This window comes from Planomonospora antibiotica, from assembly GCF_014647955.1.
In the GTDB taxonomy this organism is placed as follows: Bacteria; Actinomycetota; Actinomycetes; order Streptosporangiales; family Streptosporangiaceae; genus Planomonospora; species Planomonospora parontospora.
Genome location: NZ_BMQE01000001.1, coordinates 280,531 through 306,661 on the forward strand (window position 1 = coordinate 280,531; position 26,131 = coordinate 306,661).

The window sequence follows — 26,131 nt, forward strand, 5'->3', positions numbered from 1 at the left end:
AAGGTTTGGACAGCCGGTCGTGCGGATGCGAATCTTTTAGCCGTGCCTGAACAGTCGTGCGGTTTCCGGAAGGCCTCCTGCCACGTCGAGTGGATCTTCGCCCCCGACGACGTGGCCCGGATCCGCTTCGCCTTCTCGCCCATCTGGGAGCTGGTCGCCAGCCTGCGCACGCTCCGCGACCCGGCCCGGCACTCCCTGCACCTGCCCTGGCTGCGCGCCGTACGGCCCCGCCTGGCGGGCCTGGACCTGTCGGAGCTGTTCGCGCTGGTCCCGCAGCGCGGCTACCTCGTGGACTTCGTCACCCCCACGCCCGACACGCCGATGCCCGACTTCGCCGCCGAGCTGGAGCGGGTACGGCGCACACCGCCCGACCGGGCCGCCGCGGAGGCCGGCTGGGTGGCCGGGACCGACCCCGGTGCCATCGAGCGGTTCCGGGCGGACCCGGCGGCCGGGGTGGCGCGGGTCGCCGACACCCTGCAGCGCTACTGGGAGACGGCCTTCGCCGACTTCTGGCCCCGGGTCCACGCACTGCTGGAGGGCGAGGTGATGCGCCGCTCCCGGCAGCTCGCCGCCGGCGGCGCCCGGGAGCTCTTCGCCGACCTGCACCCGAACGTCAGCTGGCGCGGCGACCGGCTCGCGGTGGTGCGGAACTGGTCCTACTCCGCGCCGCTGGGCGGCGACGGGCTGGTGCTGGTGCCCACCGCCTTCTGGTGGCCGGACACGGCCGCGGTGGTCGAGCCGTACCAGCCGATGCTCGTCTACCCGGCGAACGGGGTCGGCACCCTCTGGGCGGCGAGCCCGCCGCCCGCCCCGGGCGCGCTCGCCGCGCTGATCGGCCGGACCCGCGCGCAGATCCTCACCGCCCTCGCCGACCCGTCGACCACCACGGCCCTGGCACGCCGCATGGAGCTCACCCCGGGCGCGGTCAGCCAGCACCTGACCGTCCTGGCCGGAGGCGGACTGGTCACCCGTCACCGCCTCGGCCGCGAGGTCGTCTACCGGCGCACGCCGGTGGGGGACTCCCTGGTCTGCGCCTCCTGAGCGGAAGGGGGCGGGGGACGCGGCGGCGGCGGGGGCGCGGCAGGACTCCATGAGGTGCTCCAGGACCCCGGGAGGTGCTCCAGGACTCGCTCACGATGAGGAAGGGCGACGGAGTCACCGGGCGCGGCAGGACTCCAGGAGGTGCTCCAGGTGGGCCCGGGAGACGGTCAGGAACGCGCAGGCCACCCGCGTCACGTCGCGGCCGGCGGCCAGCCCGAGGCCGTGCCGCTCCGCGAGCACGGGGACCGCCCAGGCCGCCGTCCACAACTCCTCCATCCGGACCACCAGCCGCTCGACGATCCGCTCCGCGGCCGCCTCGCCGCCGGGCCCGGCCGTACGGTGCCCGGCCGCGAGGTCGCCGCACCAGGCGACGACGTCGCCGCTCGCCTCGGTGAGCGCCCGCCACCGGCGGTCGGCGGCCACCGGGGCCGGCACCTCCACCCCCAGGCACGGCTCCACCAGATCGAACAGGTAGGGACCGGAGAGGGTCCTGCTCCGCGCGGGGCGGTCCGGCGTCCAGGCCGGGAGCGGGGTCGCGGCCCGGGGAGCGGGTGGCGCGGATGCGGGCCCGGCCCGGGGAGCGGGTGGCGCGGGTGCAGGCCGGGAAGCGGGCGGCGCGGTGTCGAGCAGGGCCGCGCGCTGGGCGGTCAGCCCCGCCAGGAACCGTTCGTGCCACTCCCGGCCCATGCCCGCGGCGGACTCGCGCCACAGCCCGGCGAAGGCCCGCTCCACCGGCCGCGGCCCCGGCTCGGCGCCCTCCGCCACCATGAGCACCCCGGCGTAGGCGTCGGACTCCTCCCGGAACCGGCGCGCCCAGGCCAGCCAGCGCGCGAACAGGGTGGCCGCGCCCGTGTCGCACCGGGCGAACGCCCGCCCCGCCACGCGGTGGAGGGCCGCCGCCCGGTCGACCTCCAGGCCGGTCAGGCGGGACCACTCGATGAGCGCGGCCTCGATCCGGTGGACCGACGGATGCATGGGGCACGGCGCCGACATCGCCGCGAGCCGCTCGGTGAGCGGGGCCAGCAGCGCGGCCGCGCGGGGCGGGGTGCGGAGTTCGGTGTACATCGTCGTCTTCCCCCCGGAGCGGAACATCACGTCTTTTCCCGATCGCTCACTGTAGTGAGGCGGTCACCCGGGTTCCGCGGAGGCGCGACGGGAAGAACGCAGGTGAATGCCCGGCGGAGACATCGAGAGGGCCAGAGGAGGCCCGGTGGGGGGCCGGTGGGGGGCCGGTGAGGGGCCGGTGTGGGCGGAGCCCGGCGGCATCGGCGCCAGGGGCGGCCCCGATGCCGCATCTCCCCGTGATTCCTCGTAACGTGTGCGAAACACGCAGCGGGCAGACTGGTGGGCGACCAGGCGTGTCGCACCACGTCGGCTATGGAGGAGAAGCATTGGACCGCCAGCAGGAGTTCGTCCTCCGCACTCTCGAGGAGCGAGACATCCGGTTCATCCGGCTGTGGTTCACCGACGTGCTCGGGTTCCTCAAGTCGGTGGCCATCGCCCCGGCCGAGCTCGAAGGGGCCTTCGCCGAGGGCATCGGGTTCGACGGCTCGGCGATCGAGGGGTTCGCCCGGGTCTACGAGTCGGACATGCTGGCCAAGCCCGACCCCTCCACCTTCCAGATCCTGCCGTGGCGCAGTGAGAACCCGGCCGCGGCCCGGATGTTCTGCGACATCCTCATGCCGGACGGCTCCCCCTCGCACGCCGACCCGCGCTGGGTGCTCAAGCGGGCCCTGGCCAAGGCCTCCGACATGGGCTTCAGCTTCTACACCCACCCCGAGGTCGAGTTCTTCCTGCTGAAGAACCGGCCCGAGCGCGGCACGCGCCCGGAGCCGATCGACGAGGGCGGCTACTTCGACCACACCCCGCACAGCTCCGGCCACGACTTCCGGCGCAACGCGATCATGATGCTGGAGTCGATGGGCATCTCGGTGGAGTTCAGTCACCACGAGGGCGCCCCCGGCCAGCAGGAGATCGACCTGCGCTACGCCGACGCGCTCACCACCGCCGACAACATCATGACCTTCCGGCTGGTGATGAAGGAGGTCGCGCTGGAGCAGGGCATCTGGGCGAGCTTCATGCCCAAGCCCTTCACCGAGCACCCCGGCTCCGGCATGCACACCCACATGTCGCTGTTCGAGGGCGACCGCAACGCCTTCTACGAGCCCGGCGCCGACTACCAGCTCTCCAAGATCGGCCGGTCCTTCATCGGCGGCCTGCTCACCCACGCCGCGGAGATCACCGCGGTCTGCAACCAGTGGGTCAACTCCTACAAGCGCCTGTGGGGCGGGGCCGAGGCCATCGCCGGGCAGGGCGGCGAGGCCCCCAGCTACATCTCCTGGGGCCACAACAACCGCTCGGCCCTGGTGCGCGTGCCGATGTACAAGCCGCACAAGAGCGGCTCCACCCGCATCGAGTTCCGCTCCCTCGACTCGGCCTGCAACCCCTACCTGGCCTTCGCGCTGATCCTCGCGGCCGGGCTGAAGGGCATCGAGGAGGGTTACGAGATGCCGCCGGGCGCCGAGGACGACGTCTGGGCGCTGACCAGCGCCGAGCGCCGGGCCCTGGGCATCGCGCCGCTCCCGCAGTCGCTCGACGAGGCCATCGCCGTCATGGAGCGCAGCGAACTGGTCGCCGAGACCCTGGGCGAGCACGTCTTCGACTACTTCCTGCGCAACAAGCGCGCCGAGTGGAACGACTACCGCCGCCAGGTCACCGAGTTCGAGCTGGGCCGCTACCTGCCGGTCCTGTAAGGCCAGGTCAGACCGGTACTTACTTCGTAAAGGACTCTGGGTCGGACGGCCCCGAACCGTTCGGCCCAGGGCCTTTCCACCGGTCCGGGACCGAGGGCGGCCGCCGGTGTCCCCGGCGGCGGAGGTTCGTCGACGCCGGTCGTCCCCCTCGATCCCGAACAATCGCGTCATCCGGTGCGTCCAAGACAGCTGGAACACGTCACGGAGGTGCACGGGTGGGGCGGACAGGGCTGGCGCCGGAGGATCCGGAGCGGCTGGGCGGCTACCGGCTGACCGCGAGGCTCGGGGCCGGAGGCCAGGGGGTCGTCTACGAGGCCTGCGACGAGGCCGGCGTCAGGGTCGCGGTCAAGGTGCTGCACGGCGACGTGGTGGCCGACCCGGTGCTGCGGGCGCGCTTCGCCGGAGAGGCGGCCGCGGCGCAGCGGGTCGTCTCGCGCTGCACCGCCCGGCTGATCGCGGCGGATAAGGACGGGCCGGAGCCGTACGTCGTCAGCGAGTACGTCGACGGACCCAGTCTGCGCGAGGCCGTGCGGGCGGACGGGGTGCTGGCGGGCGACCGGCTGGTAGGGCTCGCCGCCGCGGTCGCGACCGCGCTGGCCGCCATCCACGAGGCCGGCGTCGTCCACCGCGACCTCAAACCGGACGACGTTCTGCTCGGTCCCGACGGCCCCCGCGTCATCGACTTCGGCATCGCCCGGACCAGGCGGACGTCGTCCGCCTTCCCCGCCCGGGTGGTCGGCTCCCCGCCGTACACGGCTCCGGAGGTGCTGACCGCGGCCCGGATCGGCCCCGCCGCCGACGTGTTCGCCTGGGGTGCGGTGGTGCTGTTCGCGGCGACCGGGCGCAGCCCGTTCGAGGCCGGCAGCGTGGGTGCGGTCCTGCACCGGGTCCTCACCGGTGAGCCGTCGACGGACGCGCTGCCCGAGCCCCTGCGGTCGCTGGCCGCCGCCGCGCTGGACAAGGACCCCGGCGCCCGCCCCTCCTCCCGCGACCTGGTGCTCGGCCTGCCCGGCCGGAGCGGCGGCGACCGGGGCGGCAGCGACCGGGGCGGCGACTGGGGCGGCGGCGACTGGGGCGGCGACCGGGTCGGAGCGCCGCCGGGACTCGCCGGGAGTGCTCTGCCGGATGCTTCTCGGGTCTTCTGAGGAGATTCGTCCCGCAGCTGGTGGGCAGTGTGCGCGCCATGGGGCGGGCATGGGATCCTCTGGTGCGAAAGTGCCTGCTGAGGCGTGTGCTCCATGGCGCCTCCAGCGGCGTCATACCCCCGTCACCGATGGCCCGCAAGGCGCCACCGACCCCTGGTCGGCTGTACACGCGACCGCTTCGGTAAAATCGGTTGGTCCTTTTCTTGTTGAAACTTGACACTTAATCGCCATATAAGGCGACAAGGAGGTGCGGCATGACGACGGCTGCCGGTCTGCAGACCGTGGTGACCGTTCCGGCACGTTTCCGCGGACCCGAGGGCACCGCGAACGGCGGATGGATCGCGGGCACGGTCTCCGAGGCGCTGAACGGCGCCCGGCACGGCTCGGCCGTCGAGGTGACGCTGCACGCGCCCACCCCGCTGGAGACCCCGCTGGACCTGCGCCAGCTCGCCAACACCGCCACCCTCACGCGGGGCGACGAGCTCCTCGTGGAGGCGATCGACGTCGCCGAGCCGCTCGACGCCCCGGCGTTCGTGCCCTTCGCCGACGCGGCCCACGCCGAGCGGGGCTTCCCGGGCCTGGCCGGGCACGCCTTCCCCGGCTGCTTCGTCTGCGGACTGCGCGCCCCCGGCGATGGTCTGCGGATCTTCCCCGGCCCGGTGGAGGGCACCGACCTGGTCGCGGCGGGCTGGCGCGTGCCGATGACCGTCACCGACGAGGACGGCGTCGTCCCCGACGCGGTCATCTGGGCCGCGCTCGACTGCGCCACCGGCTGGGCCCACTTCGCGCCCGGCGAGTTCGCGCTCCTGGGCCGCCTGACCGCGCGGGTCCACCGCCGCGTCTACCCCGGCGGCACCTACTCCGTGGTCGCCCGCGCCACCGGCCGCGAGGGCCGCAAGCTCTTCGGCGAGAGCGCGATCTACGAGGTGGACGGCACCCTGGTGGCCGCCGCCAAGGCGACCTGGATCATGCCGGCCTGAGCGTCGCCGTACAGCGGCCCGTACGGCGGGCCGTAGGGGCAGACCCGCCCGCGGGCCGTACGGCGGCGGGCGGGGGCGGGGCAGGACACCCGGGCGCGCCCGGGGCCCCGGCGGCGCGGCGTGTGCCCGCGATCCCCTGATGCGAAGATGGGGAGGCGTCAGCTGTGCCCGCGATCGCAGACGAGGGAGGGACGGTGAACACCGTGCCCCGGATCCAGACGACCGCCGGACGACTGGCCCGGCTCGGATTCGTCGACGGGGCCAGGGCCGAGCGCCTCCTCGGCGAGCTGGGCCCCGAGACCGCCGGGGACCTCGGCCTGCTGGACTCCCTGGTCGCCACCGCCGACCCCGACCTGGCGCTCACCTCGCTCACCCGGCTGGCCGAACGGGACCCGGGCGTCCTCGGAGCGCTCCACGCGGACCCCGGCCTGCGGGCCAGGCTGCTGCGCGTCCTCGGCGTCAGCGCCGCGCTGGGAGAGCACGTCGTCCGGCACCCGGAGCACCGGCGGCTGCTCGAAGGCGAGCGGGCCGCGGACCGGCCGTCCGGCGGTGGGCTCCGCGCCGAGCTGCTCCTGGCCGTCGGGGCCGACCCCGAAGGGGCCGGACCGCGCGCCGCGGGCTCCGGCACGGAGGTCCTGTCCGCGCTGCGCGTCGCCTACCGGGGCCGCCTGCTCCACCTGGCCGCGCGCGACCTGGCCGGGGAGATGACCCTCGCCGAGGTCACCGCGGAGCTGTCCGCCCTGGCCGGCGCCGCGCTGGAGGCGGGGCTCGCCGTCGCGCGCTCCCAGCACCCCGAGTGCGACGGGGTACGGCTGGCCGTCATCGGCATGGGCAAGTGCGGCGCCCGGGAGCTCAACTACATCAGCGACGTCGACGTGATCTTCGTCGCCGAGCCCGGCGAGGGGATGGACGAGACGGAGGCCGTCCGGCTCGGTACCCGCCTGGCCCAGGGGATGATGCGCGCCTGCTCGGCCGCCACCCCCGAAGGCTCCCTGTGGGAGGTGGACGCCGCGCTGCGCCCCGAGGGAAAGGCCGGGCCGCTGGTGCGGACCCTCGCCAGCCACCGGGCCTACTACCGGCGCTGGGCCAAGACGTGGGAGTTCCAGGCGCTGCTGAAGGCCCGCCCGGTCGCGGGCGACCCGGAGCTCGGCGGCCGCTACGCCGACACCGTCGACGAGCTGGTCTGGCAGGCCGTGGCCCGGGAGGGGTTCGTCGAGGACGTGCAGGCGATGCGCCGCCGCGTGGAGGCCCACGTCCGGGCCGAGGAGGCCGGGCGGCAGATCAAGCTCGGGCCCGGGGGCCTGCGCGACATCGAGTTCGCCGTCCAGCTCCTCCAGCTCGTGCACGGCCGCTCCGACCCGCTGCTGCGCCGCCGCGCCACGCTCTCCGCGCTGGCGGCCCTGTCCCGGGGCGGCTACGTCGGGCGGGAGGACGCCAGGGCGCTCGCCGAGGCCTACACGTTCCTGCGTCAGATCGAGCACCTGCTCCAGCTCCACCGGCTCCGGCGTACGCACGTGGTGCCCGAGTCCGAGGCCGACCTGCGGCGGCTCGGGCGGGCGCTGGGCATGAGCGCCGACCCGGTGGGGGAGTTCACCACCCGGTGGAAGCGGCACGCGAACCAGGCCCGCCGCCTGCACGAGAAGCTGTTCTACCGGCCGCTGCTGGCGGCCGTGGCCCGGCTGCCCGAGTCCGAGGTGCGCCTGTCCGCCGCCGCCGCGCAGGCCCGGCTGGAGGCTCTCGGCTACACCGACCCCGCCGGGGCGCTGCGCCACATCAGCGCGCTGACCAGCGGGGTCTCCCGGAGGGCGGCGATCCAGCGCACGCTGCTGCCGGTCATGCTCGGCTGGTTCGCCGACGCCCCCGACCCCGACGCGGGCCTGCTCGGCTTCCGCCAGATCTCCGACCGGCTGGGCACCACCCCGTGGTACCTCCGGCTGCTGCGCGACGAGACCGCGGTGGCCGAACGGCTGGCGCGGCTCCTGGGCACCGGCCGGTACGTCACCGGGCTGCTGCTGCACGCCCCCGAGGCCGTCGCGATGCTCGGCTCCGACAGCCAGCTGGACCCCCGGCCCGCGCGGGCGCTGCTGGCGGAGGCCCGGGCCACGGTCGGCCGCTACCCCGGGGACGCCGAGACCGGGGTCGTCGCGGCGCGGGCCCTGCGCCGCCGGGAGCTGCTGCGCACCGCGGTGGCGGACCTGACCGGGCACCTCGACGTCGAGCAGGTCGGCCAGGCGCTGTCCGCGCTCAACGACGTGACGGTCCAGGCCGCCCTGGACGCCGCGATCGGCAAGATCGAGATGGAGCGGCGGACCCCGCTGGGCACCAGGTTCGCGGTGATGGCCATGGGCCGCCTCGGTGGGCTGGAGTGCTCCTACGGCAGCGACGCCGACGTGATGTTCGTGCACGCGCCGCTGCCCGGCACGGCCGAGAAGGAGGCCGCCGGCGCCGCCCACGCGGTGGCCAACGAGCTGCGCCGCCTGCTGGCCCTGCCCGCCCCCGACCCGCCGTTGCTCGTCGACGCCGGTCTGCGTCCCGAGGGCAAGGCCGGGCCGCTGGTGCGCACGCTCGCCTCCTACGCCGCCTACTACGGGCGCTGGTCGGCCCCCTGGGAGTCCCAGGCGCTGCTGCGCGCCCGCTTCTGCGCCGGGGACGCGGACCTGGGGGGGGAGTTCCTCGCGCTGGCCGACCCGCTGCGCTACCCGGCCGGGGGCGTCCCGGACGAGGCCGTACGGGAGATCCGCAGGCTGAAGGCGCGGATGGAGGCGGAGCGGCTGCCGCGCGGGGCCGACCCGGCCCTGCACACCAAGCTCGGCCGGGGCGGGCTGTCGGACGTGGAGTGGGTGGCCCAGCTCGTCCAGCTCCGCCACGCCGGGGAGCTGCCGTCGCTGCGGACCACCCGCACCCTGGAGGCGCTGCGCGCGGCGGTCGCCGAAGGGTTGCTGCCCGCCGAGGACGAGGCCGTGCTCGCCGAGGCCTGGCGGCTCGCCTCCCGCATCCGCGACGCGATCATGCTGGTCCGGGGCCGCGCCGCCGACTCCATCCCCGCGGACGTGCGCGAGCGCACGCTCCTGTCCCGGGCGCTCGGCTACCCGCCGGAGGCCAGCGAGGACTTCCTGGACGACTACCGCCGCGTCACCCGGCGGGCCCGCCAGGTCGTGGAGCGCGTCTTCTACGAGAGCTGACCGCCCCGGGAAGTCGTGGGGCGCGCCTTCTGCGGGAACCGGCCGCTGCGGTGAGCCGCGGGGCGCGTCTTCCGCGGGAACCGGCGGTTCCTGGGCCGGTTTTACCGGAATCGCAGAGTCTCCTTGCGCCGGCTGTGCCGTGCGTGTAGTAACGGTGCGGGTGATCTCTTGTGATATCGGTCTACGTCGACCTGGCCATCGGGCTCGTGCTGGCCTTCCTGCTGCTCTCGCTCCTGGTGAGCGGGGTCAACGAGGCCTTCGTCCGCCTGCTCGGGATCCGGAGCAAGTTCCTCTGGGCCTACCTGCGCGACACCATGGACGGAGGCTCCGCTGACGGGACGTCGTGGATCCCGTCCAAGGTCGCCGACGTCTTCGCCAGGCTGCCCTTCTCCAGGAACGATCCGCGGCCCGAGCACAGCCCCGACCCCGCCCCTCCCGTGGTCGCGCCGATGCCCGTCGATCCCACCGCCGTGCTGGCGGCCGAGGAGCCCGCCCCCGACGTCGACATGACCGCGCGGCTCTACCGGCGGCTGCAGGAGATCGACCACCCCAAGGGGGCGCGGACCACCATCGCCGACATCCCGCCCGAGCGCTTCTCCGGCGCGGTCATGGAGCTGGTCTCCGCCGAGGAGGGCGGGGTGGACGGCCTGCTCACCAAGCTGGAGGCCGTCGGCAGCCCGCTGGCGGGGCACCTCAAGGGCGTCTGGGAGGGCGCCCAGCGCGATCTGGACAAGTTCCGCAAGGGCGTCGAGAACTGGTTCGACGGCGAGATGCAGCGCCTGTCCACGCTGTACCGCCGCTACGTCAAGTGGGTGCTGTTCGCGCTCGGGGCGGCGCTGACCCTGCTGCTGGGCATGGACGCGCTGGAGTACGGCAAGACCCTGCTGCGCGACAACGCCTACCGGGCCGCGGTGGCGGCCGTGGCGGAGGGCGGCCAGGAGGCGCTCGCCGGCCTGCGGGAGCGATGCGACCCCACGGTCTCGACCGACGCCCTCGGCTGCGTGACCGAGTCCTTCAGCTCGCCGGCCCTCGTCAAGATCTTCGACCACTCCATCGTGAGCGTCTCCCTTCCGCCGGACGGCGGCGACCCGTCCTTCAACTGGAACGGCGCCGTCTGGTGGGACCGCCTCATCACCCCCGGGCACTGGCCCGGCTACGTCCTGACCATGATCGCCCTGCTGTTCGGCGCGCCCTTCTGGTGGGACGTGCTGCGCCGCCTCACCGGCTTCCGGCACCGCTCGTAGCCGTCCGGACGGCCGGGGGCCCGGGGTCAACGCAGGGCGGCGAGGACCCGGTCGACGTGCCCCAGCGGCTCGGGGCCGACCGGGCGGAGCACCACGGTGTCGGCGCCGGCCTCCCACAGCGACCGCACGACGTCGGCCGCCTCCCCGGCGGAGCCCGCCGCCATCGGCACGTCCTCCGGTGCGACGCCCAGGAAGCCCGCCTGCCCCACCGCGGCGGGCCGTACGGCCTCGCGGACCTGCTCCGGGTCGTCGCCGACGTACAGGTGGACGAAGACCACCAGTTCGTGGCCGTCCTTCCCGCCGCCCGCGGCGATCATCTCGCGGGCCTCCCCGACCCGCTCGGGGCCGAACCCCTCGGGCAGGATCGTGCCCTGCGCCACCCGTCCGGACAGCTCCAGCGACCGGGGGCGCACCACCCCGGCGAGCACCGGCGGCGGCACGGCGGGCGGGTGCACCAGGCTCACCCCGTCGAGCCGTACGGCCCGGCCCTCGAGAGTGACCGTCTCCCCGCGCAGGAGCGCCCGCACGGCCGTGACGGTCTCCTCCAGCAGAGCCAGGGGCGACGGCGCGAGGGCCCCTGCGCGACGCATCCAGTCCTGTACGCCGTGACCGATCCCGGCGACCAGCCGGTGGGGGTGCACACGGGCGAGGTTGCCGAGCTCCATGGCCAGCAGGGCCGGATTGCGCAGCGGGGCGGGGGCGATCCCGATGCCGACGCGGAGCCGCTCGGTGACGGCGAGCGCGGTGGCCGCCGACGAGATCGACCCGGTCCAGCCCAGGTCCTCCACCACCCACAGGTCCTCGACCTCGGTGTCGTCCAGGCTGCGGGCGAAGGGGATGAGGGACTCGGGGGGAAGGTCGCGTTCGAACATCACGCCCAGGCGCATGTCTCTCCTCTGGATCGGCCGGTGGTCACAGGTATCGGAAATATCCGGCGAAATCCTCGATCCGGGTGACGGGATCGGTGCGGACCTCGGTGCCGGTTCTCAACGCATTGATCATCATGCCCTGGCCGACGTAGATCCCGACATGGTGGGTCCGCACTCTGCGCCCGCTCACCTCGCCGTAGAAGACCAGGTCGCCGGGGCGGGCGTGCGCGGCCGGCACCCTGGTGAGCCGCCGGAGGTGGTCGTCGGTGTTCCCCGGGCCCAGGACGTCGCGGCCGTAGGCCAGGTGGTAGACCCACCGGGCCAGGCCGGAGCAGTCGAGTCCGAGCGTCCCGGCGGCCGGGCACGGCCTGATCGATCCCCGGTAGCCCCGGCACGTCCCCAGGGAGGGGCCGGGCCGCTCGCCGTGGCCGCCGCCCCAGGAGTAGGGGATCGCGCCGCCCTCCCACCCCGGCCGGGCGTGCCCCGCCTCGATCGCGCGGGCGACGGCGACCAGCCGGTCCGGTGTGACGGAGGGCCGTACCGGGACCGAGGCGCTCGCGAACGGCAGGAGCAGCGCGAGCACGACCGCGGCCGCCGGCCGTCGGCGGCGCGCGGGAGCCCTCCCGGCGGCCTCGGTCATCCTGGTGAATCCTGTCCTATGGGGATAAGTCAAGATTCATTCTGTCGGACGGCCCGCCGTTCCGCGTGAGCGCCGCCGGGCCTGCAGTGACGCCGCGGAAGCCGGTGACCCGCATGCTCAGTCACAGTCGTCGATGTCGACGTCGATGTCGACCTTCTTCTTGGTCTTCTTGGGCTTCGGCTTCTGGTCCGCCGTGAAACCGGTGGAGGTCTGGACGAACCGGGTGGTCGCCGTGGTGCCGGCCGAGGCGGCGCACGCCTCGTCGTCCACGCTGCAGGCGACGAGCGAGGACAGGGCGATGACGATGACGCCGGCGGTGGTGGCGACGGTGCGGAACACGGTTTTCTCCTGAATGTGCGGTTCTGTGCCCTCAATGAATACCGATGACCGCTTGCAAAGCGCTGGGACACCACTTGCGTCCCGGGCGTCCCAGGTGGCGCGGCCCCGGGTGCGGCGCGCCGGGGGCGGCGTCGGGCGTCAGGGGGACGGCCAGTTCCCCAGGACGGCGTCGAGGGCGTCCAGGGTCCTGGACCAGGAGGCGTCCACCTCCCGGGGAGTACGGCGGAACCCGCCTGCCATCTCCAGGCTGACGTAGCCGTGGAACGTGCTGTGCAGCATGCGGACCGCATCCGTCTGGTCGGGCTCCGGCAGGCGGTATCCGCGCAGTATCGCCCTCGTCATCTCCGCGTGCCGGATCGCCGGGCCGATGTCCAGCTCCTCCGAGTCGAGTCCGATCTGCATCGCGGCGTACCTGCCCGGGTGCTCTTTGGCGTAGTCCCGGTAGGCGTTCGCGAAGGCCACCAGCGCGTCCTTGCCCGCACGGCCCGCCAGGGCGGCGGCGGCCCTGTCGGCGAGCTCCGCCAGGGCGAGCAGCGCCACCCTGACCCTCAGCTCCTGTGCGTCTTTGACGTGCGAGTACAGCGCCGCGGGCTTGACTCCGAATCCGCGCGCGAGCACCGAGACGGTCACGTTCTGGAAACCGATCTCGTCGGCCAGATCCGCCGCCGCCCGGGTCAGACGGTCCGCGGTCAGCCCTGCTCGTGCCATGCCCCGCCCTTCTTAAAGGTTTTAAGCATTTGCCTACCTGCTTTAAGAAAGACTAGCCTCCCCGCTCATGAGACCGGTCACCGAACACGACATCCGCACCTCGTTCGTCAACTGCTCCAAGGGCGAGGCCAAGCGCCTCGGCCTCCCCAAGGATCTCGCCGACCAGCCCTGGGAGGACCTCGACTTCCTCGGCTGGCGAGATCCGGGCGCGCCCGAACGCGCCTACTTGGTCGCCGAACGCGACGACCGCCTCGTCGGGGTCTCCCTCCGGGCGACATCCGGCGGATCGCGCGGCTTCACCTCGCGCAGCATGTGCTCACTGTGCCTGACCACGCACCCCGGCGGCGGTGTGGCGCTGATGACCGCGCGCCGGACCGGTGAGTCCGGCCGCCAGGGCAACTCGGTCGGGCAGTACCTCTGCGCCGACCTTGCCTGTTCGCTCTACACGCGGGGGAGGAAGCAGGCCGCGGGGGACGGGGTGGTCGTCGTGGAGGAGTCCCTCACCCCGGCGGAGAAGGCCGTCCGCACCCGGGCCAACCTGCACTCCTTCCTGGACAAGGTGACCGGATGACCGTACGGGTGAGCGGGCGGGCACGCCGGCTCACCGGGCCGCGATGCACACGCAGGTGAGATGCCCGAGCACACCGGGCCGGGCCGACGAATGCCTCCCCTCGCGTACCCGCTCAGATCGGTCACCGGCGCACCCGGTAGCGCAGGTGGAGCACCCGGTCGCCCTGGACCACCACGTCAGGGTCCTCCAACAGGTGCTGCGCGTCGACCGGCCCGAAGTAGCGCTTGCCGGACCCGAACACCACGGGCACGACGTCCATGCGCACCTCGTCGACCAGACCCGCGGCCAGCATCTGGCCGCCGACGTCGCCGGCGGCGACCTCGACCACGCGGTCACCCGCGAGCTCCCGCGCCCTGGCCACGGCCGCCTCGACGCCGTCGACGAAGTGGAACGGCGCCTCGGGGTCCCAGCCCTCGGGCTGCGGCCGGTGCGTCACGACGACCACGTGGTCGATGCCGCTCGGCGGCTTGCCGTCCCAGCCGTCCGTCAGGTCGAAGACGTGGCGGCCGGCGATCGTGACCCCGATCTCCCAGTACGGCCGGGTGTAGTCGAGGAGGTCTGCGACACCTTCAGCCCGCCGCTCCCGTCCAACGGGACGTCACCGCTGGCGCTGCTCGTATGGCGGACCAGCCCCAGGCCGACGGTCTCGCACAGCCGCCGCATCAGCTCCTGCTCGAGCAGCGTCAGCCGGGCGTACGGCGGCGCGCCCTCCAGGTAGTAGAGGTCGTCGATCAGCCCGTCCAGCGGTGGTCGCGGCACTCTGGACACGTACTCCACGCCCCCAGTATCGCCGACGCCCCGATCGATGCGGTGTCCACCGCCCGGACGGAACCGGACGGGGACCGCGCGATGAACATGCAGCTCACCGCGCGGTGACCGGTCAGACGTCGTAGTAGAGCTCGAACTCGTGCGGGTGCGGGCGCAGGCGGATCGGGTCGACCTCGTTCTCGCGCTTGTAGGAGATCCAGGTCTCGATCAGGTCCTGGGTGAAGACGCCGCCCTCCAGGAGGTACTCGTGGTCGGCCTCCAGCGCGGCCAGCACCTCCGGCAGCGAACCGGGCACCTGCGGGATGTTGCGGGCCTCCTCCGGCGGGAGCTCGTAGAGGTCCTTGTCGACCGGCTCGACCGGCTCGATCTTGTTGCGGATGCCGTCGATGCCGGCCATCAGCTGGGCGGCGAAGGCGAAGTACGGGTTGCAGGAGGGGTCCGGCACGCGGAACTCGATGCGCTTGGCCTTCGGGTTGGAGCCCGTGATCGGGATGCGGATGCACGCCGAGCGGTTGCGCTGGGAGTAGACCAGGTTGACCGGGGCCTCGTAGCCGGGGACCAGGCGGTGGTAGGAGTTCACCGTCGGGTTGGTGAAGGCCAGCAGCGAGGGGGCGTGCTTGAGCAGGCCGCCGATGTAGTAGCGGGCGGTGTCGGACAGGCCCGCGTAGCCGACCTCGTCGTAGAAGAGCGGCTCGCCGTCCTTCCAGAGCGACTGGTGGCAGTGCATGCCCGAACCGTTGTCACCGAAGATCGGCTTGGGCATGAAGGTGACGGTGTGGCCGTGCTCCAGGGCCGTGCTCTTGACGATATACTTGTACAGCATCAGGGTGTCGGCGGCCTTGAGCAGCGTGTTGAACCGGAAGTCGATCTCGGCCTGGCCGGCGGTGCCCACCTCGTGGTGCTGCATCTCCACGTCGATGCCCGCGTCGATGAGGCGGCGGACCATCTCCGAGCGCAGGTCGGTGAAGTGGTCCATCGGCGGCACCGGGAAGTATCCGCCCTTGTAGCGCGGCTTGTAGCCGAGGTTGCCGCCCTCCTGGGCCTTGCCGGTGTTCCAGGCGCCCTCGATGGAGTCGATGTGGTAGTAGCTGGCGTGCGCGCTGGTCTCGAAGCGCACGTCGTCGAAGATGTAGAACTCCGCCTCGGGGCCGAAGTAGACCGTGTCGGCGATGCCGGTGCCGCGGAGGTACTCCTCGGCCTTGCGGGCCACGTTGCGCGGGTCGCGGCTGTAGGCCTCGCCCGTCAGCGGGTCGTGCACGAAGAAGTTGAGGTTCAGGGTCTTGTGCTGCCGGAACGGGTCCAGCACCGCCGTCGACGGGTCGGGCAGCAGGAGCATGTCCGACTCGTGGATCGCCTGGAAGCCGCGGATCGACGATCCGTCGAACATCAGGCCGTCGGTGAAGACGCTGGAGCCGAAGTTCTCCGTGGGGAAGGTGAAGTGGTGCGTCGTCCCGGGCAGGTCGGTGAACCTGACATCGACGAACTGCACTCCTTCGTCCTTGATGAACTTCAGGACGTCGTCGGCGGAGTTGAACACGCGAACCTCCCAAGGGGCACGGGCTATCGGACCGAAAGTAGGCCTGCGCCGTTACCGCCCCGTGTCTCGTTTGTTTCACCCGTGTTAAGCGGAGCCCCCTCCACGGTAGCCCGGAGGGCGGGTGTCATCGAGTGGGAGCAACGCCTCCTTTGCCCGGTTTTCAGGTTCTGGACGCGAGCCAGCAGTCCCCGTCGGAGCGGTCCGCCAGATCGTATGGATCGACCGGGGCGCCGGTGGCCCTGGTGGCCTCCTCGTCCTCGGGGGAGTCCTCGTAGGACGGGTGCACGAAGGCGTCGTCGACGTCGCACCGGACGCCCGTGACGCCGCCGGAGCGCCAGTCGCGGATCCAGATCACCGGCTCGCCGGACTCCCGGTACATCCCGACCTCGCCCATCCTGCGGGCGATGACCCGCCTGGTGGTGTACGGCAGGCCAGGGCGGTGCACGGCGTAGACGAACAGGTAGTCCACCTTGACCAGGGCGCCGGAGACCCCGTCCTCCCGGAAGGAGGAGAGCTTCGCCGTCCCGTGGACCTTGATCACATCGGTGGCGAGGCTGGCGCTCCCGGGGGCGAAGCTGGTCAGCCAGTAGCGGGTGTCGACGTGCTCGCCCCGCCGCTTCTTCTTCCCGTCGACGTTCTGGAGGAACCACGCGCGGTTCCTGGCGGGCAGCAGCCTGGCGAAGGGCACGGGATCACCCTCGAGCAGGGTGCGGTGGTCCAGATTGGAGGCCTCGAGCAGGGCGCGGGTCCGGTCGAGCAGCCTGGCGACGTCCTTCTTGCCCAGCCCGCCGACCGCCCTGGCGGGCGGCATCACCAGGCCCTCGGTCCCGTCGGCGTAGTCGGCGGCCGGAGAGCCGTCGAAGGGGGAGGGCACCATCGGCTCCGCCCCCGGCGCCGCCGCCTCCTCCGGGGCCGGGACGGGGCTCTCCCCGAAGACGGGGAGCCGCTCGGCCAGAACGGTGCCCACGGAGTCCAGGAGCTCCGGCCGGTAGGTGACGAGCACCCCCGCAGCCGCCACCAGGACCGCGGTGGCCGCGGCCGCGGACGCCGCGATGATCCGCCGCCGGCGGCGGCGCCTGAACCGGGGCAGGTGCGCCCACTCCCGTTCGACGGCCCGGCTCCGCTTCCGGCGCTCCTCCTCGTCGATCTGGGCGGTGAGCTCCTGGAAGCGCCGGTCGATGTCGTCCATGTCTGACACTGGGGGGTGCTCCGGCGGCAAGTGGTGAGTGAGAATGCTGGCGACCATAATGGACGCTTTCGTCCCGTCTGGGAAATCGGCCCCGCCGGGTTCGGGAGCGGACCGGGCGGCGGATACCGTTGAGGGCATGAGCAGCAGGCAGCAGCCCCGATGGACCCAGACGTGGCTCGGCGGGGTCAGGTCCGCCGGAATCGACCTGGGTTACCCCGGAGAGCGGCTCGGGCTGCCCGAGGAGGGCAGCGGCGCGGTCGCCGGATTCGGCCGCCGGCTCGGCGCCATCGTGATCGACTGGCTGATCTGCACCTGGGCCATCGCCCAGGGCTTCCTCGGCGTCGACCCCGTCGAGCGGGGATGGGTCCCGCTCGCGATCTTCGCGGGCACGACCCTGCTCCTGGTGGGCACCATGGGGATGACCTTCGGCATGCGCCTGCTCGGCATCCGGGTGGCCGCGCTCGACGGCGGCCGCCCCGGCCCGGTGGCCGTCGCGGTCCGCACGCTGCTGCTCTGCCTGGCCGTACCCGCGCTGATCTGGGACCGCGACCAGCGCGGACTGCACGACCGCGCGGCGAACACGGTGGTCGTGCGGATGTGACCCGTACGGTGGGCGGCCGGCGGACGTGACGGCCGCCCGCGGGCGGCCGATCGGTGCGCGGCCGGCCCGCGCGGTCCACCGGCGGGACGGCACCGGCGGGAGCAGCGCAGACGGGCGCGGCACCGGGCCGGGCGGAAACCGGGACGGCCTGTCAGCGCGGCCGGACGCAGGTGAAGATCGCGGTGCCGGGCAGGTGGCGGCCGCGCAGCGGGCTCCATCCGCCCCAGACCCGGTCGTGGCCCGGCGGCCACTCCGGCTCCGTCAGCGCTGCAAGGACCAGCCCCGCCGCCGTGACGCAGTCGACCCAGTCGGCCATCGTCCGGTGGTGCTCCACGTAGCTCGGCTCCCCGTCGGGGCCGACCTCCACGTACGGCGAGCGGTCGAAGTAGGAGCGGTCGGCGGTCAGCCCGCGGGGCCCGGGATCGTCGGGGAAGGCCCACCGGACCGGATGGCTGACCGAGAAGACGAAGCGGCCGCCGGGTCGCAGCACCCGCCGGGTCTCGGCGAGCACGGCCGTCGCGTCGGCCACGAACGGCAGCGCGCCGTACGCCGAGCAGGCCAGGTCGAACGACTCGTCGGCGAAGGGCAGGGCCTCGGCGTCGGCCTGCACCACCGGCAGGGCCCGGCCGGCGGGACCACTCCCGGCGCCGCCGGGACCGTCGCCGGGGTCATCCCCGAGAGCGCCGCCGGAACCATCTCCGGCGGCGTGGTCGAGGTCGATCCGGCGGGAGTGCTGGAGCTGGCGGAACGACAGGTCGAAGGCGGCCACCCGGGCGCCCTGCCCGGCCAGCCACCTCCCGCACTGGCCCGCGCCGCAGCCGATCTCCAGGACGTCCCTGCCCGCCACGTCGCCCAGCAGGCGGGCGTCGGCCTCGTCGAGGCCCTCGGGGCACCAGACGAAACCGGCGTCCCGCAGGAACGGGCCGTGCTCCGCCTGGTAGTCGTCGGCGGCGCCGTCCCACCAGCCGCGGTTGGCCCGCGAGGTGGCGACGGCGTCCACCGGACGGCGCTCGACCCCTTCCGGGGACATCAGCGCATCTTCGGGCGGGGCATCTTCGCGCCGCGCGGCAGTGGGCCCTTGGGCATCGGCAGCGTCTGGGGCAGCGCCTTGAGCCGGTTGTTGATCTCGTAGACCGCGGGCTTCTTGAGGTTGCGGGGCAGCTTCATCAGGTGTCGCTGGAGCTTGCCGATCGGGATCTGGCCCTCGCCGTCACCGGACTGGACGTCGTAGACCGGCACGTCGAGCGCGACCCGCTGGACCCGCTTCTTCTCGGCGACGAGCATCTTCTGCACGCGGCTGCCCGGCCCCTCGGAGACCAGGATGATGCCGGGGTAGCCGACGACGCGGTGCACGATGTCCTGGTCGCGGTTGACCGCGACGGCCGGGGTGACCTCCCAGTTGCCGCGCATGCCCTGCAGGACCGCCGCGGCGGCGCCGGGCTGGCCGTGGAGCATGGAGTACTGCGCCTTCTGGGCGAGCTGGCCGAACACGACCAGGCCGACGGTGAGGGCCAGCATCACGCCGATGACGTAGAGCGGCCACCAGCCCGTCACCAGGCCGATCACCACGCACAGGACGAGCGTGCCGAGCGCCGACGCGTAGACGATCGGCATGCCCTTCGGGTCGGCCTGCTTGATGATCTTGGCGATCATGCGGAGCTGCTTGACGCGCCCCGGGGTCTCTGGGACTTCGGGCTTCTTGGCCATGCTCAGAAGGATACAAATCCCGGGGTCAAGAAATGAAAATGTGACCTTCGAGCGCCGCTCCGCGCAGGGTGCCCGGAGAGGCCGCGGCGGACGGGCGGACGAACGGGCGGACGAACGGGTGGGCGAGCGGCGGACGGGTGGGCGAGCGGCGGACGGGCGGCGGACGGGCGGACGGGCGAAGCGGCGCGGCGGAGACCGCGCGGTGGCCGAGAGGGTACGGCGGGCGGCGGAAGGGCCCCGCGCGGAACGCGGAGCCCTTCGGAGGAGGTGTGAGGCCGGAGCCCTCGGGCCCCCGGGGACCGTCAGGCGTTCTGGCGCGCCTCGACGGCCTGCTTGTAGAGGCGCCCGGCCCGGTAGGAGGAGCGGACCAGCGGTCCGGACATGACCCCGGCGAAGCCGATGGCCTCCGCGTCCTTGGCGAACTGCACGAACTCCTCGGGCTTGACCCAGCGCTCCACCGGGTGGTGGCGCGGGGTGGGCCGGAGGTACTGGGTGACGGTGAGCAGGTCGCACCCGGCCTCGTGCAGGTCGCGCATGGCCTCCAGCACCTCCTCCGGCTCCTCGCCCATGCCCAGGATCAGGTTGGACTTGGTCACCAGCCCGGCCCGGCGGGCCTTGCTGATCACTTCCAGGGAGCGCTCGTAGCGGAAGCCGGGGCGGATGCGCTTGAAGATCCGCGGCACGGTCTCGATGTTGTGCGCGAACACCTCGGGCCGGGCGGAGAAGACCTCCTCCAGCTGCCCCTGGTCGCCGTTGAAGTCGGGGACCAGCAGCTCGACGCCGCAGCCGGGGAGCAGCGTGTGGATCTGCCGGGCGGTCTCGGCGTACAGCCACGCGCCGCCGTCGGGCAGGTCGTCGCGGGCGACACCGGTCACGGTCGCGTAGTTGAGGCCCATCTGGCGGACCGACTCGGCGACGCGGCGCGGCTCGTCGGTGTCGTACTCCTTGGGCTTGCCGGTGTCGATCTGGCAGAAGTCGCACCGCCGGGTGCACTGGTCGCCGCCGATGAGGAAGGTCGCCTCGCGGTCCTCCCAGCACTCCGAGATGTTGGGGCAGCCCGCCTCCTGGCAGACCGTGTGCAGGCCCTCGCGTTTGACCAGCGCCCGCAGCTCGGTGTGGTTGGGCCCGGTCCGGAACCGGGTCTTGATCCACTCGGGCTTCTTCTCGATGGGGGTCTCGGCGTTGCGAACCTCCAGGCGGAGGAGCTTTCGGCCTTCTGGAGCTACGGTCACGCCTCTCACCTTACGTCCCCCCGCACCGGGAAGCGGACCCGGGGCCGCAGGGGCGGCGGGGGGACCTCCGGAGGAGCGCCACGACGGCGGCGGGGGGCCGCCGCGGTGCGGCCGGAGGAGCGTTCACGGGAACGGCGGGGGGACCGCGGGAGGGAACCGGTCGCCGCCGAGGGAGGCCGCCCGCCCCTACCGCCGGAAGAGGTCCTCCTCGGGCAGGTCGCGGCTCTCCACGCCGAGGGCCTCGGCCAGGCGCTTCTCGGCGTACGGCATGACGTCGTCGACCACGATCCGGCGACCGGTCTCGGCCGACAGCGAGGAGACGCCGGCGTCGGCGAACCCGCAGGGGACGATCCGGTTGTACCAGCTCGGGTCGTTGGAGCAGTTGAGGGCGTAGCCGTGCATCGTGACGCCGCCGGCCACCCGGATGCCGACCGCGCCGACCTGCCGGTCCGGCAGGCCGTGGGAGGGGTCGCCGGGGACCCAGACGCCGCTGCGCCCGGAGACCCGGCCGGCCTGCACCCCGAAGTCGGCGCAGACCTTGATGAGCGACTCCTCCAGCAGGCCGATGTAGGTGACCACGTCCAGGCGCTCGTGCAGCCGGACGATCGGGTAGCAGACGAGCTGGCCCGGACCGTGCCAGGTGATCCGGCCTCCGCGGTCGACGTCGATGACGGGAGTGCCGTCACCGGGCCGCTCGTGCGGGGCGGTGCGCCGCCCGGCGGTGTAGACCGGGGCGTGCTCGAGCATCAGGCAGGTGTCGGGCGCCTCCCCGGCGACCCGCCGGGCGTGGATCCGCCGCTGGAGATCCCAGGCCTGCTCGTAGGGGAAATCAACGCCGAGACGGACGACTGCCAGCTCACTCACAGGTTCAAGAGTAGTTGACCGGTCCGACATCAGGACGTGAGGAGCCGGGGCTCGATGCGGAACTCCTTGACCCCGTCCGCGCCGTCGTGCTCGACCCGGTAGGCGCAGGCGCCCTGCCGTACGCTGACGGCCTGGATGAACTCGGTGCCGACGTAGTGGAGCCCGACGCCCTCGTCGGCGGCGTAGCCGCCGGGCAGCTCGCCGGAGGCCACCGACGCGTGCAGCAGCTCGCGCCGCTGCGGGTCGGAGTCGTAGTGCACGCCGCACGAGTAGGGCAGCAGCGCCAGGCCGTCGGACCACGGCCGCAGGGCGGGGCCGAAGGAGTCGGTGTTGCCGCCGACGTGCCAGCAGAGCGCGCCCGCGCTCTGCCCGGACAGCACCACGCCCGCCTTCCAGGCCTCCTCGAAGGCCTCGTCCAGGCCGTGCAGCCGCCACAGCGCCGCCAGGTTGGCCACGCTGCCGCCGCTGACGTAGATCATGTCCTGGCTCAGGATCCACTCGCCCGGGTCCTCGACGTTGGGCATCGGGAACACCGTCAGGTGGCTGAGCTCGACGTCCCACTCGCGGAACGCCCCGTACATCTTCAGCAGCCACTCCGCGTCGTCGCCCGTCGCGGTGGCCAGCAGGCCGAGCCGGGGCCGGTCCTGGCCGGTCAGGTCGAGGCCGTAGCGCAGGAGCCCGCTCGCCTCGACGAAGCCGTAGCGGGCGGAGGGGCGGAACGAGCCGCCGCCGATGGCGAGGATGTGCGACTGGCCGGATCTGCTCATGATGTCGATCTCCCCGGTGACTCCAGTGGGAACAGGGACCCTAGAGTACGGCGGAGAGTGCCTCGTTGAGGTGGATATGCCGGAACGCATAGCCCGAGTCGAGCAGCCGCCGGGGGAGCACCCGCTGCCCGGTCAGCACGCCCTCCTGCGCGAACCCGCCGAGCGCGGCGCGCAGCACGGGGGCGGGCACGGGCAGCGGCATCGCCGGCCGGTGCACCGCCCGCGCCAGCGCCGAGGTGAACTCGGCGTTGGTCACCGGCTCCGGGGCGGTCAGGTTCACCGGCCCCTCGACCGTCCGCTCGCCCATGACGTGCCGTACGGCGTGCACCCAGTCGTCCACGGAGATCCACGACCAGTACTGCCGCCCGGAGCCGAGCGGCGCGCCCAGGCCGAGCTTGAAGATCGGCAGGACGCGGCGGAGCATGCCGCCCTCGCCGCTGAGCACCAGCCCGGTCCGGAGCGTCGCCGTCCTGATCCCCGCGGCGGCGGCCGGCTCGGCCTCGGCCTCCCAGGCCCGGACCACCTCGGCGAGGAAGCCCTCACCGGAGGGGGCCGACTCGTCCACCTCGCGGTCGCCGGTATCGCCGTAGTAGCCGACCGCGGACCCCGACAGCAGCACCGCGGGCGGGGCCGAGAGCCGGGTCAGCGCCGTCACCAGCGTGCGGGTGCCCTCCACCCGGCTGCGCAGGACCTCGCGCCTGTGCTCCTCGGTCCAGCGGCGGTCGCCGATCCCCGCGCCGGCGAGGTGGACCACCGCCTCGGCCCCCTCCAGGGCCGCCGGGTCGACGAGGCCCTTGCCCGGGTTCCAGAACGACTCGTCGGCGCTCTGCGGCGCCCGCCGTACCAGCCGGACCACCCGGACGCCGTCGGCCCGCAGGGATCTGGTCAGCGCCGAGCCGAGCAACCCGGAGGAACCCGTCATGATGGTCGTCATGCGGCCAATCTAACCGGCCGTTCCCGAGATCTCCCGGAGGCGCCGCGGAGCGCCTTCCCGGGCGGCGGGACGGATGAGCGGACCCGCCGGGGGCACCGGGACCCGCGGGGACCGGCCGGGAAAAGGGACCGGGCCGGCCCGCGGAAGGCGGGCCGGCCCGGAGGGAGAGAACGGGGGCTAGGCGTTGAGGCCCAGCTGGTTCTCGAAGCGGCCCTCCTCGAGGCGGCGCTTGACCGTCGTCAGGAAGCGGGCCGCGTCGGCGCCGTCGACCAGGCGGTGGTCGTAGCTGAGCGCGAGGTAGACCATGGAGCGGACGGCGATGACCTCGCCGTCGGGGGTGTCCACCACGACCGGGCGCTTGACGACCGAGCCGGTGCCCAGCATGCCGACCTGAGGCTGGTTGAGGATCGGCGTGTCGAACAGCGCGCCGCGGCTGCCGGTGTTGGTCAGCGTGAACGTGCCGCCGGTGATCTCGTCCGGGCTCACCTTGTTGGTGCGGGTGCGCTCGGCCAGATCGGCGATCTTGCGGGCCAGCCCGGCGATGTTGAGGTCGCCGGCGTTCTTGATCACCGGGACGAGCAGGCCGCGCTCGGTGTCCGTCGCGAAGCCGAGGTGCTCGACGTCGAAGTAGGTGACCTCGTTGGTCTCGCTGTTGATCGTGGCGTTCAGCTTGGGGTGCTGCTTGAGCGCCTCGATCGTCGCCAGGGCGAAGAACGGCATGAAGGAGAGCTTGACGCCCTCGCGCCGCTGGAACTCGCCCTTGGCCCGGTCGCGCAGGCGCGCGATCCTGGTCACGTCGACCTCGACCACCGTGGTGAGCTGCGCCGAGACCTGCAGCGACTCGACCATGCGCTTGGCGATGGTCTGACGCAGGCGCGACATCTTCTCGGTGCGGCCGCGCAGGGTCGTGTCCACCGAGACCGGCTCGGGAGCCGGGGCGGCGGACTGCGCGGGGGCGGCGGCCTGCGGGGCGGGCGCGGCGGCGGCGGCCGGAGCCTGGGCGGGGGTCCGCTCGCGCTGGGCGCGCGCGGCCTCCAGCACGTCCTGCTTGCGGATGCGGCCGCCGACACCGGTGCCGTTCAGGCTGTCGAGGTCCACGTTGTGCTCGCTGGCGAGCTTGCGGACCAGCGGCGTGACGTAGGGGCTCTCGGCGGACGGCTGGGGAGCCGCGGCCGGGGCCTGCGGCGCCGGGGCGGGGGCCTGCGGCGCGGGCGGGGCCTGGGGCGCCGGAGCCGCGGCCTGCGGGGCCGGCGCGGGCGGGGCCGCCTGCGGGGCGGGGGCCTGCGGGGCGGGCTGCGGGATCGAGGAGATCGGCGCCTGCGGGGCGGGCTCCGGCTCGGGGGCGGGCTCCGGCTCCGGGGCCGGGGCCGCCGGGGCCTCGGCGGGGGCGGCGGCGCCCTCGGTGGCGTTCTCGTCGATGAGGGCGAGCTCGGTGCCGACCTCGACGGTCTCGTCCTCAGCGACAATGATCTTGGTGAGGATTCCGGCCGCGGGCGACGGGATCTCGGTGTCCACCTTGTCGGTGGACACCTCGAGGAGCGGCTCGTCGGCCTCGACGCGCTCGCCCTCCTTCTTCAGCCAGCGGGTGACGGTGCCCTCGGTGACGCTCTCGCCGAGCTGGGGCATCTGTACGGACTTCGGCATGGTGTCTTCTCTCGCGTTCCGAGTGAGGGCTTCGACTAGTTGTGGACGTGCAGCGGCTTGCCGGCCAGGGCGAGCATCGCCTCGCCGACGGCCTCCGACTGGGTCGGGTGGGCGTGGATGAGCTGGGCGACCTCGGAGGGCAGGGCCTCCCAGTTGTAGATCAGCTGGCCCTCGGTGACGAGCTCGCCGATGCGGCGGCCCACCATGTGGATGCCGAGCACCGGGCCGTCCTTCTGCGCGATGACCTTCACCGCGCCCTGGGTGCCCAGGATCTGGCTCTTGGGGTTGCCCGCGAGGTCGTAGGTCATCTCCACGATCTCGAGGCCCTTCTCCCGGGCCTGGGCCGAGGTGATGCCGATCGAGGCGACCTCGGGGTCGGAGTAGGTGATGCGGGGCACGCCGTCGTAGTCGATCGCGGGCGGGTTGAGCCCGGCGATGTGCTCGGCGACCATGATGCCCTCGGCGAAGCCGGCGTGGGCGAGCTGCAGGGTCGGGATCAGGTCGCCGACCGCGTAGACGCCCGGCACGCTGGTCTGGCAGTGCTCGTCGACGACGACGGTGCCGCGCTCGATGGCGACGCCGTTCTCCTCGAAGCCCATGCCGGCGGTGACGGCGCCGCGGCCGACGGCCACCAGCAGCAGCTCGGCCTCCAGGGTCTTGCCGTTGGCCAGGCTGACGACCACGCCGGTGTCGGTGGTCTTGACGCCCTCGAAGAAGACGCCCAGCTCCTGCTTGATGCCGCGGCGGCGGAAGGCGCGCTCCAGCAGCTTGGAGCTGGACTCCTCCTCCAGCGGGAGCAGGTGCGGCAGGCCCTCGACGATCGTCACCTCGGCGCCGAAGGAGCGCCAGACGCTGGCGAACTCCACGCCGATGACGCCGCCGCCGAGGACGACCACCGAGGCCGGCACGCGGTCGAGCTTGAGCGCGTGCTCGCTGGTGATGATGCGCTCGCCGTCGATCTCCAGGCCGGGCAGCGACCGGGGCGCCGAGCCCGTGGCCAGCACGATGTTGCGGCCCTCGTAGACGTCGTCGCCCACGGCGACGCGGTTGGGGCCGGCCAGGCGGCCCTCGCCCTCGACGATCGTGATGCCCTTGCTCTTGAGCAGGCCCTGCACGCCCTTCCAGGCGCGGGTGACGATCTTGTCCTTGAACGCGTGGACCGCGGGGACGTCGATGCCCTCGAAACGGGCCTTGACGCCGTAGCTCTCGCTCTCACGCGTCTCGTCGGCCACCTCCGCCGAGTGGAGGAGGGCCTTGGTGGGGATGCATCCCCGGTGCAGGCACGTGCCGCCGATCTTGTCCTTCTCGATCAGCACGACCGTCTTGCCCAGCTCGGCCGCCCGCAGAGCGCAGGCATACCCACCGCTACCGCCACCCAGGACGACGATGTCGTAGGGGCCGCTGCCATCAGCCACA

At 73.1% G+C, this 26,131-nt stretch carries 25 protein-coding genes; 8 read left to right on the forward strand and 17 right to left on the reverse strand.

What is annotated here, in order from left to right; translation table 11 throughout:
* The first annotated feature begins 42 nt into the window (after nucleotides 1-42).
* Nucleotides 43-1,041 (forward strand): ArsR/SmtB family transcription factor, encoded by a 999-nt coding sequence (locus IEZ06_RS01260; RefSeq protein ID WP_189234773.1) that lies wholly within the window; start codon nucleotides 43-45, stop codon nucleotides 1,039-1,041.
* 114 nt (nucleotides 1,042-1,155) lie between these two features.
* Here the strand turns inward: IEZ06_RS01260 and IEZ06_RS01265 are convergent, their stop codons facing one another.
* Complete coding sequence (locus IEZ06_RS01265) at nucleotides 1,156-2,106, reverse strand: terpene synthase family protein (RefSeq protein WP_189234774.1); 951 nt, start codon at nucleotides 2,104-2,106, stop codon at nucleotides 1,156-1,158.
* A gap of 326 nt (nucleotides 2,107-2,432) precedes the next feature.
* Between IEZ06_RS01265 and glnA2 the strand changes: the two genes are divergently transcribed.
* The 5 genes from glnA2 to IEZ06_RS01290 all read left to right on the forward strand — a co-directional run bounded on the left by glnA2 (nucleotide 2,433) and on the right by IEZ06_RS01290 (nucleotide 10,345).
* Nucleotides 2,433-3,794: a gamma-glutamylpolyamine synthetase GlnA2 gene (gene glnA2, locus IEZ06_RS01270; protein ID WP_068894311.1), complete on the forward strand. Its 1,362-nt coding sequence runs from the start codon at nucleotides 2,433-2,435 to the stop codon at nucleotides 3,792-3,794.
* 215 nt (nucleotides 3,795-4,009) lie between these two features.
* A complete protein-coding gene (locus IEZ06_RS01275; protein WP_189234775.1) occupies nucleotides 4,010-4,939 on the forward strand; it encodes a serine/threonine-protein kinase in 930 nt (309 codons plus the stop codon).
* 254 nt (nucleotides 4,940-5,193) lie between these two features.
* On the forward strand, nucleotides 5,194-5,919 hold the full coding sequence (locus tag IEZ06_RS01280; protein ID WP_189234776.1) for a PaaI family thioesterase: 726 nt from the start codon (nucleotides 5,194-5,196) through the stop codon (nucleotides 5,917-5,919).
* Between the two features lie 194 nt (nucleotides 5,920-6,113).
* A complete protein-coding gene (locus IEZ06_RS01285; RefSeq protein WP_189234777.1) occupies nucleotides 6,114-9,101 on the forward strand; it encodes a bifunctional [glutamine synthetase] adenylyltransferase/[glutamine synthetase]-adenylyl-L-tyrosine phosphorylase in 2,988 nt (995 codons plus the stop codon).
* A gap of 170 nt (nucleotides 9,102-9,271) precedes the next feature.
* A complete protein-coding gene (locus IEZ06_RS01290) occupies nucleotides 9,272-10,345 on the forward strand; it encodes a hypothetical protein (RefSeq protein ID WP_189234778.1) in 1,074 nt (357 codons plus the stop codon).
* A 26-nt stretch (nucleotides 10,346-10,371) separates the two neighbouring features.
* On the opposite strand, the gene IEZ06_RS01295 is transcribed toward IEZ06_RS01290, so the two are convergent.
* The 4 genes from IEZ06_RS01295 to IEZ06_RS01310 all read right to left on the reverse strand — a co-directional run bounded on the left by IEZ06_RS01295 (nucleotide 10,372) and on the right by IEZ06_RS01310 (nucleotide 12,901).
* Nucleotides 10,372-11,232: an LLM class flavin-dependent oxidoreductase gene (locus IEZ06_RS01295; RefSeq protein ID WP_189234779.1), complete on the reverse strand. Its 861-nt coding sequence runs from the start codon at nucleotides 11,230-11,232 to the stop codon at nucleotides 10,372-10,374.
* A 25-nt stretch (nucleotides 11,233-11,257) separates the two neighbouring features.
* Nucleotides 11,258-11,854 (reverse strand): C40 family peptidase, encoded by a 597-nt coding sequence (locus tag IEZ06_RS01300; RefSeq protein ID WP_189234780.1) that lies wholly within the window; start codon nucleotides 11,852-11,854, stop codon nucleotides 11,258-11,260.
* A 117-nt stretch (nucleotides 11,855-11,971) separates the two neighbouring features.
* Complete coding sequence (locus IEZ06_RS01305) at nucleotides 11,972-12,193, reverse strand: hypothetical protein (protein WP_189234781.1); 222 nt, start codon at nucleotides 12,191-12,193, stop codon at nucleotides 11,972-11,974.
* A 138-nt stretch (nucleotides 12,194-12,331) separates the two neighbouring features.
* On the reverse strand, nucleotides 12,332-12,901 hold the full coding sequence (locus tag IEZ06_RS01310) for a TetR/AcrR family transcriptional regulator (RefSeq protein WP_189234782.1): 570 nt from the start codon (nucleotides 12,899-12,901) through the stop codon (nucleotides 12,332-12,334).
* Between the two features lie 67 nt (nucleotides 12,902-12,968).
* Here IEZ06_RS01310 and IEZ06_RS01315 point away from each other — a divergent pair, with 67 nt between their 5' ends.
* Nucleotides 12,969-13,472, forward strand: a complete 504-nt coding sequence (locus IEZ06_RS01315; RefSeq protein WP_189234783.1) for an FBP domain-containing protein — start codon at nucleotides 12,969-12,971, stop codon at nucleotides 13,470-13,472.
* Nucleotides 13,473-13,593: 121 nt separating this feature from the next.
* Here the strand turns inward: IEZ06_RS01315 and IEZ06_RS36035 are convergent, their stop codons facing one another.
* The 4 genes from IEZ06_RS36035 to IEZ06_RS01330 all read right to left on the reverse strand — a co-directional run bounded on the left by IEZ06_RS36035 (nucleotide 13,594) and on the right by IEZ06_RS01330 (nucleotide 16,966).
* Nucleotides 13,594-13,917, reverse strand: coding sequence for a dihydrofolate reductase family protein (locus IEZ06_RS36035; protein ID WP_229797694.1), 324 nt, complete (start codon nucleotides 13,915-13,917; stop codon nucleotides 13,594-13,596).
* A gap of 41 nt (nucleotides 13,918-13,958) precedes the next feature.
* On the reverse strand, nucleotides 13,959-14,249 hold the full coding sequence (locus IEZ06_RS36040; protein ID WP_229797695.1) for a hypothetical protein: 291 nt from the start codon (nucleotides 14,247-14,249) through the stop codon (nucleotides 13,959-13,961).
* 103 nt (nucleotides 14,250-14,352) lie between these two features.
* Complete coding sequence (gene glnA, locus IEZ06_RS01325) at nucleotides 14,353-15,777, reverse strand: type I glutamate--ammonia ligase (protein WP_189234784.1); 1,425 nt, start codon at nucleotides 15,775-15,777, stop codon at nucleotides 14,353-14,355.
* A 160-nt stretch (nucleotides 15,778-15,937) separates the two neighbouring features.
* Nucleotides 15,938-16,966, reverse strand: a complete 1,029-nt coding sequence (locus IEZ06_RS01330; RefSeq protein WP_189234785.1) for a hypothetical protein — start codon at nucleotides 16,964-16,966, stop codon at nucleotides 15,938-15,940.
* Nucleotides 16,967-17,102: 136 nt separating this feature from the next.
* Here IEZ06_RS01330 and IEZ06_RS01335 point away from each other — a divergent pair, with 136 nt between their 5' ends.
* Entirely contained in the window at nucleotides 17,103-17,567 is a 465-nt protein-coding gene (locus IEZ06_RS01335; protein ID WP_068894289.1) for an RDD family protein, read from the forward strand.
* Between the two features lie 151 nt (nucleotides 17,568-17,718).
* Here the strand turns inward: IEZ06_RS01335 and IEZ06_RS01340 are convergent, their stop codons facing one another.
* The 8 genes from IEZ06_RS01340 to lpdA form a co-directional block, all read right to left on the reverse strand.
* Nucleotides 17,719-18,597, reverse strand: a complete 879-nt coding sequence (locus tag IEZ06_RS01340) for a class I SAM-dependent methyltransferase (RefSeq protein WP_189234786.1) — start codon at nucleotides 18,595-18,597, stop codon at nucleotides 17,719-17,721.
* The gene (locus IEZ06_RS01345; protein ID WP_189234787.1) at nucleotides 18,597-19,274 is read right to left on the reverse strand and encodes a DUF4191 domain-containing protein; all 678 of its coding nucleotides are present in this window, start codon (nucleotides 19,272-19,274) and stop codon (nucleotides 18,597-18,599) included. The genes IEZ06_RS01340 and IEZ06_RS01345 overlap by 1 nt, the downstream gene beginning before the upstream one ends.
* A gap of 302 nt (nucleotides 19,275-19,576) precedes the next feature.
* Entirely contained in the window at nucleotides 19,577-20,506 is a 930-nt protein-coding gene (lipA, locus tag IEZ06_RS01350; RefSeq protein WP_189234788.1) for a lipoyl synthase, read from the reverse strand.
* A 186-nt stretch (nucleotides 20,507-20,692) separates the two neighbouring features.
* A complete protein-coding gene (gene lipB / locus IEZ06_RS01355; protein ID WP_229797696.1) occupies nucleotides 20,693-21,370 on the reverse strand; it encodes a lipoyl(octanoyl) transferase LipB in 678 nt (225 codons plus the stop codon).
* A gap of 29 nt (nucleotides 21,371-21,399) precedes the next feature.
* Nucleotides 21,400-22,137 carry a Type 1 glutamine amidotransferase-like domain-containing protein gene (locus IEZ06_RS01360; protein WP_189234790.1) on the reverse strand — a complete coding sequence of 246 codons (738 nt, stop codon included), beginning with the start codon at nucleotides 22,135-22,137 and terminating at the stop codon, nucleotides 21,400-21,402.
* A gap of 40 nt (nucleotides 22,138-22,177) precedes the next feature.
* Complete coding sequence (locus IEZ06_RS01365) at nucleotides 22,178-23,071, reverse strand: TIGR01777 family oxidoreductase (protein WP_189234791.1); 894 nt, start codon at nucleotides 23,069-23,071, stop codon at nucleotides 22,178-22,180.
* A gap of 177 nt (nucleotides 23,072-23,248) precedes the next feature.
* Entirely contained in the window at nucleotides 23,249-24,715 is a 1,467-nt protein-coding gene (gene sucB, locus IEZ06_RS01370) for a 2-oxoglutarate dehydrogenase, E2 component, dihydrolipoamide succinyltransferase (RefSeq protein ID WP_189234792.1), read from the reverse strand.
* A 35-nt stretch (nucleotides 24,716-24,750) separates the two neighbouring features.
* Nucleotides 24,751-26,130 (reverse strand): dihydrolipoyl dehydrogenase, encoded by a 1,380-nt coding sequence (lpdA, locus tag IEZ06_RS01375; RefSeq protein ID WP_189234793.1) that lies wholly within the window; start codon nucleotides 26,128-26,130, stop codon nucleotides 24,751-24,753.
* Between the last annotated feature and the right edge of the window lies 1 nt (nucleotide 26,131).

Excerpts from the sequence above, each read along its gene's own strand:
- IEZ06_RS01310 (WP_189234782.1), bottom strand. The coding sequence starts at position 12,901 with ATGGCACGAGCAGGGCTGACCGCGGACCGTCTGACCCGGGCGGCGGCG.
- IEZ06_RS01300 (WP_189234780.1), bottom strand. The coding sequence starts at position 11,854 with ATGACCGAGGCCGCCGGGAGGGCTCCCGCGCGCCGCCGACGGCCGGCG.
- sucB (WP_189234792.1), bottom strand. The coding sequence starts at position 24,715 with ATGCCGAAGTCCGTACAGATGCCCCAGCTCGGCGAGAGCGTCACCGAG.
- IEZ06_RS01335 (WP_068894289.1), top strand. The coding sequence starts at position 17,103 with ATGAGCAGCAGGCAGCAGCCCCGATGGACCCAGACGTGGCTCGGCGGG.
- IEZ06_RS01345 (WP_189234787.1), bottom strand. The coding sequence starts at position 19,274 with ATGGCCAAGAAGCCCGAAGTCCCAGAGACCCCGGGGCGCGTCAAGCAG.
- IEZ06_RS01330 (WP_189234785.1), bottom strand. The coding sequence starts at position 16,966 with ATGGACGACATCGACCGGCGCTTCCAGGAGCTCACCGCCCAGATCGAC.
- IEZ06_RS01280 (WP_189234776.1), top strand. The coding sequence starts at position 5,194 with ATGACGACGGCTGCCGGTCTGCAGACCGTGGTGACCGTTCCGGCACGT.
- IEZ06_RS01360 (WP_189234790.1), bottom strand. The coding sequence starts at position 22,137 with ATGAGCAGATCCGGCCAGTCGCACATCCTCGCCATCGGCGGCGGCTCG.
- IEZ06_RS01365 (WP_189234791.1), bottom strand. The coding sequence starts at position 23,071 with ATGACGACCATCATGACGGGTTCCTCCGGGTTGCTCGGCTCGGCGCTG.
- IEZ06_RS01265 (WP_189234774.1), bottom strand. The coding sequence starts at position 2,106 with ATGTACACCGAACTCCGCACCCCGCCCCGCGCGGCCGCGCTGCTGGCC.
- IEZ06_RS01295 (WP_189234779.1), bottom strand. The coding sequence starts at position 11,232 with ATGCGCCTGGGCGTGATGTTCGAACGCGACCTTCCCCCCGAGTCCCTC.
- IEZ06_RS01340 (WP_189234786.1), bottom strand. The coding sequence starts at position 18,597 with ATGTCCCCGGAAGGGGTCGAGCGCCGTCCGGTGGACGCCGTCGCCACC.
- IEZ06_RS01315 (WP_189234783.1), top strand. The coding sequence starts at position 12,969 with ATGAGACCGGTCACCGAACACGACATCCGCACCTCGTTCGTCAACTGC.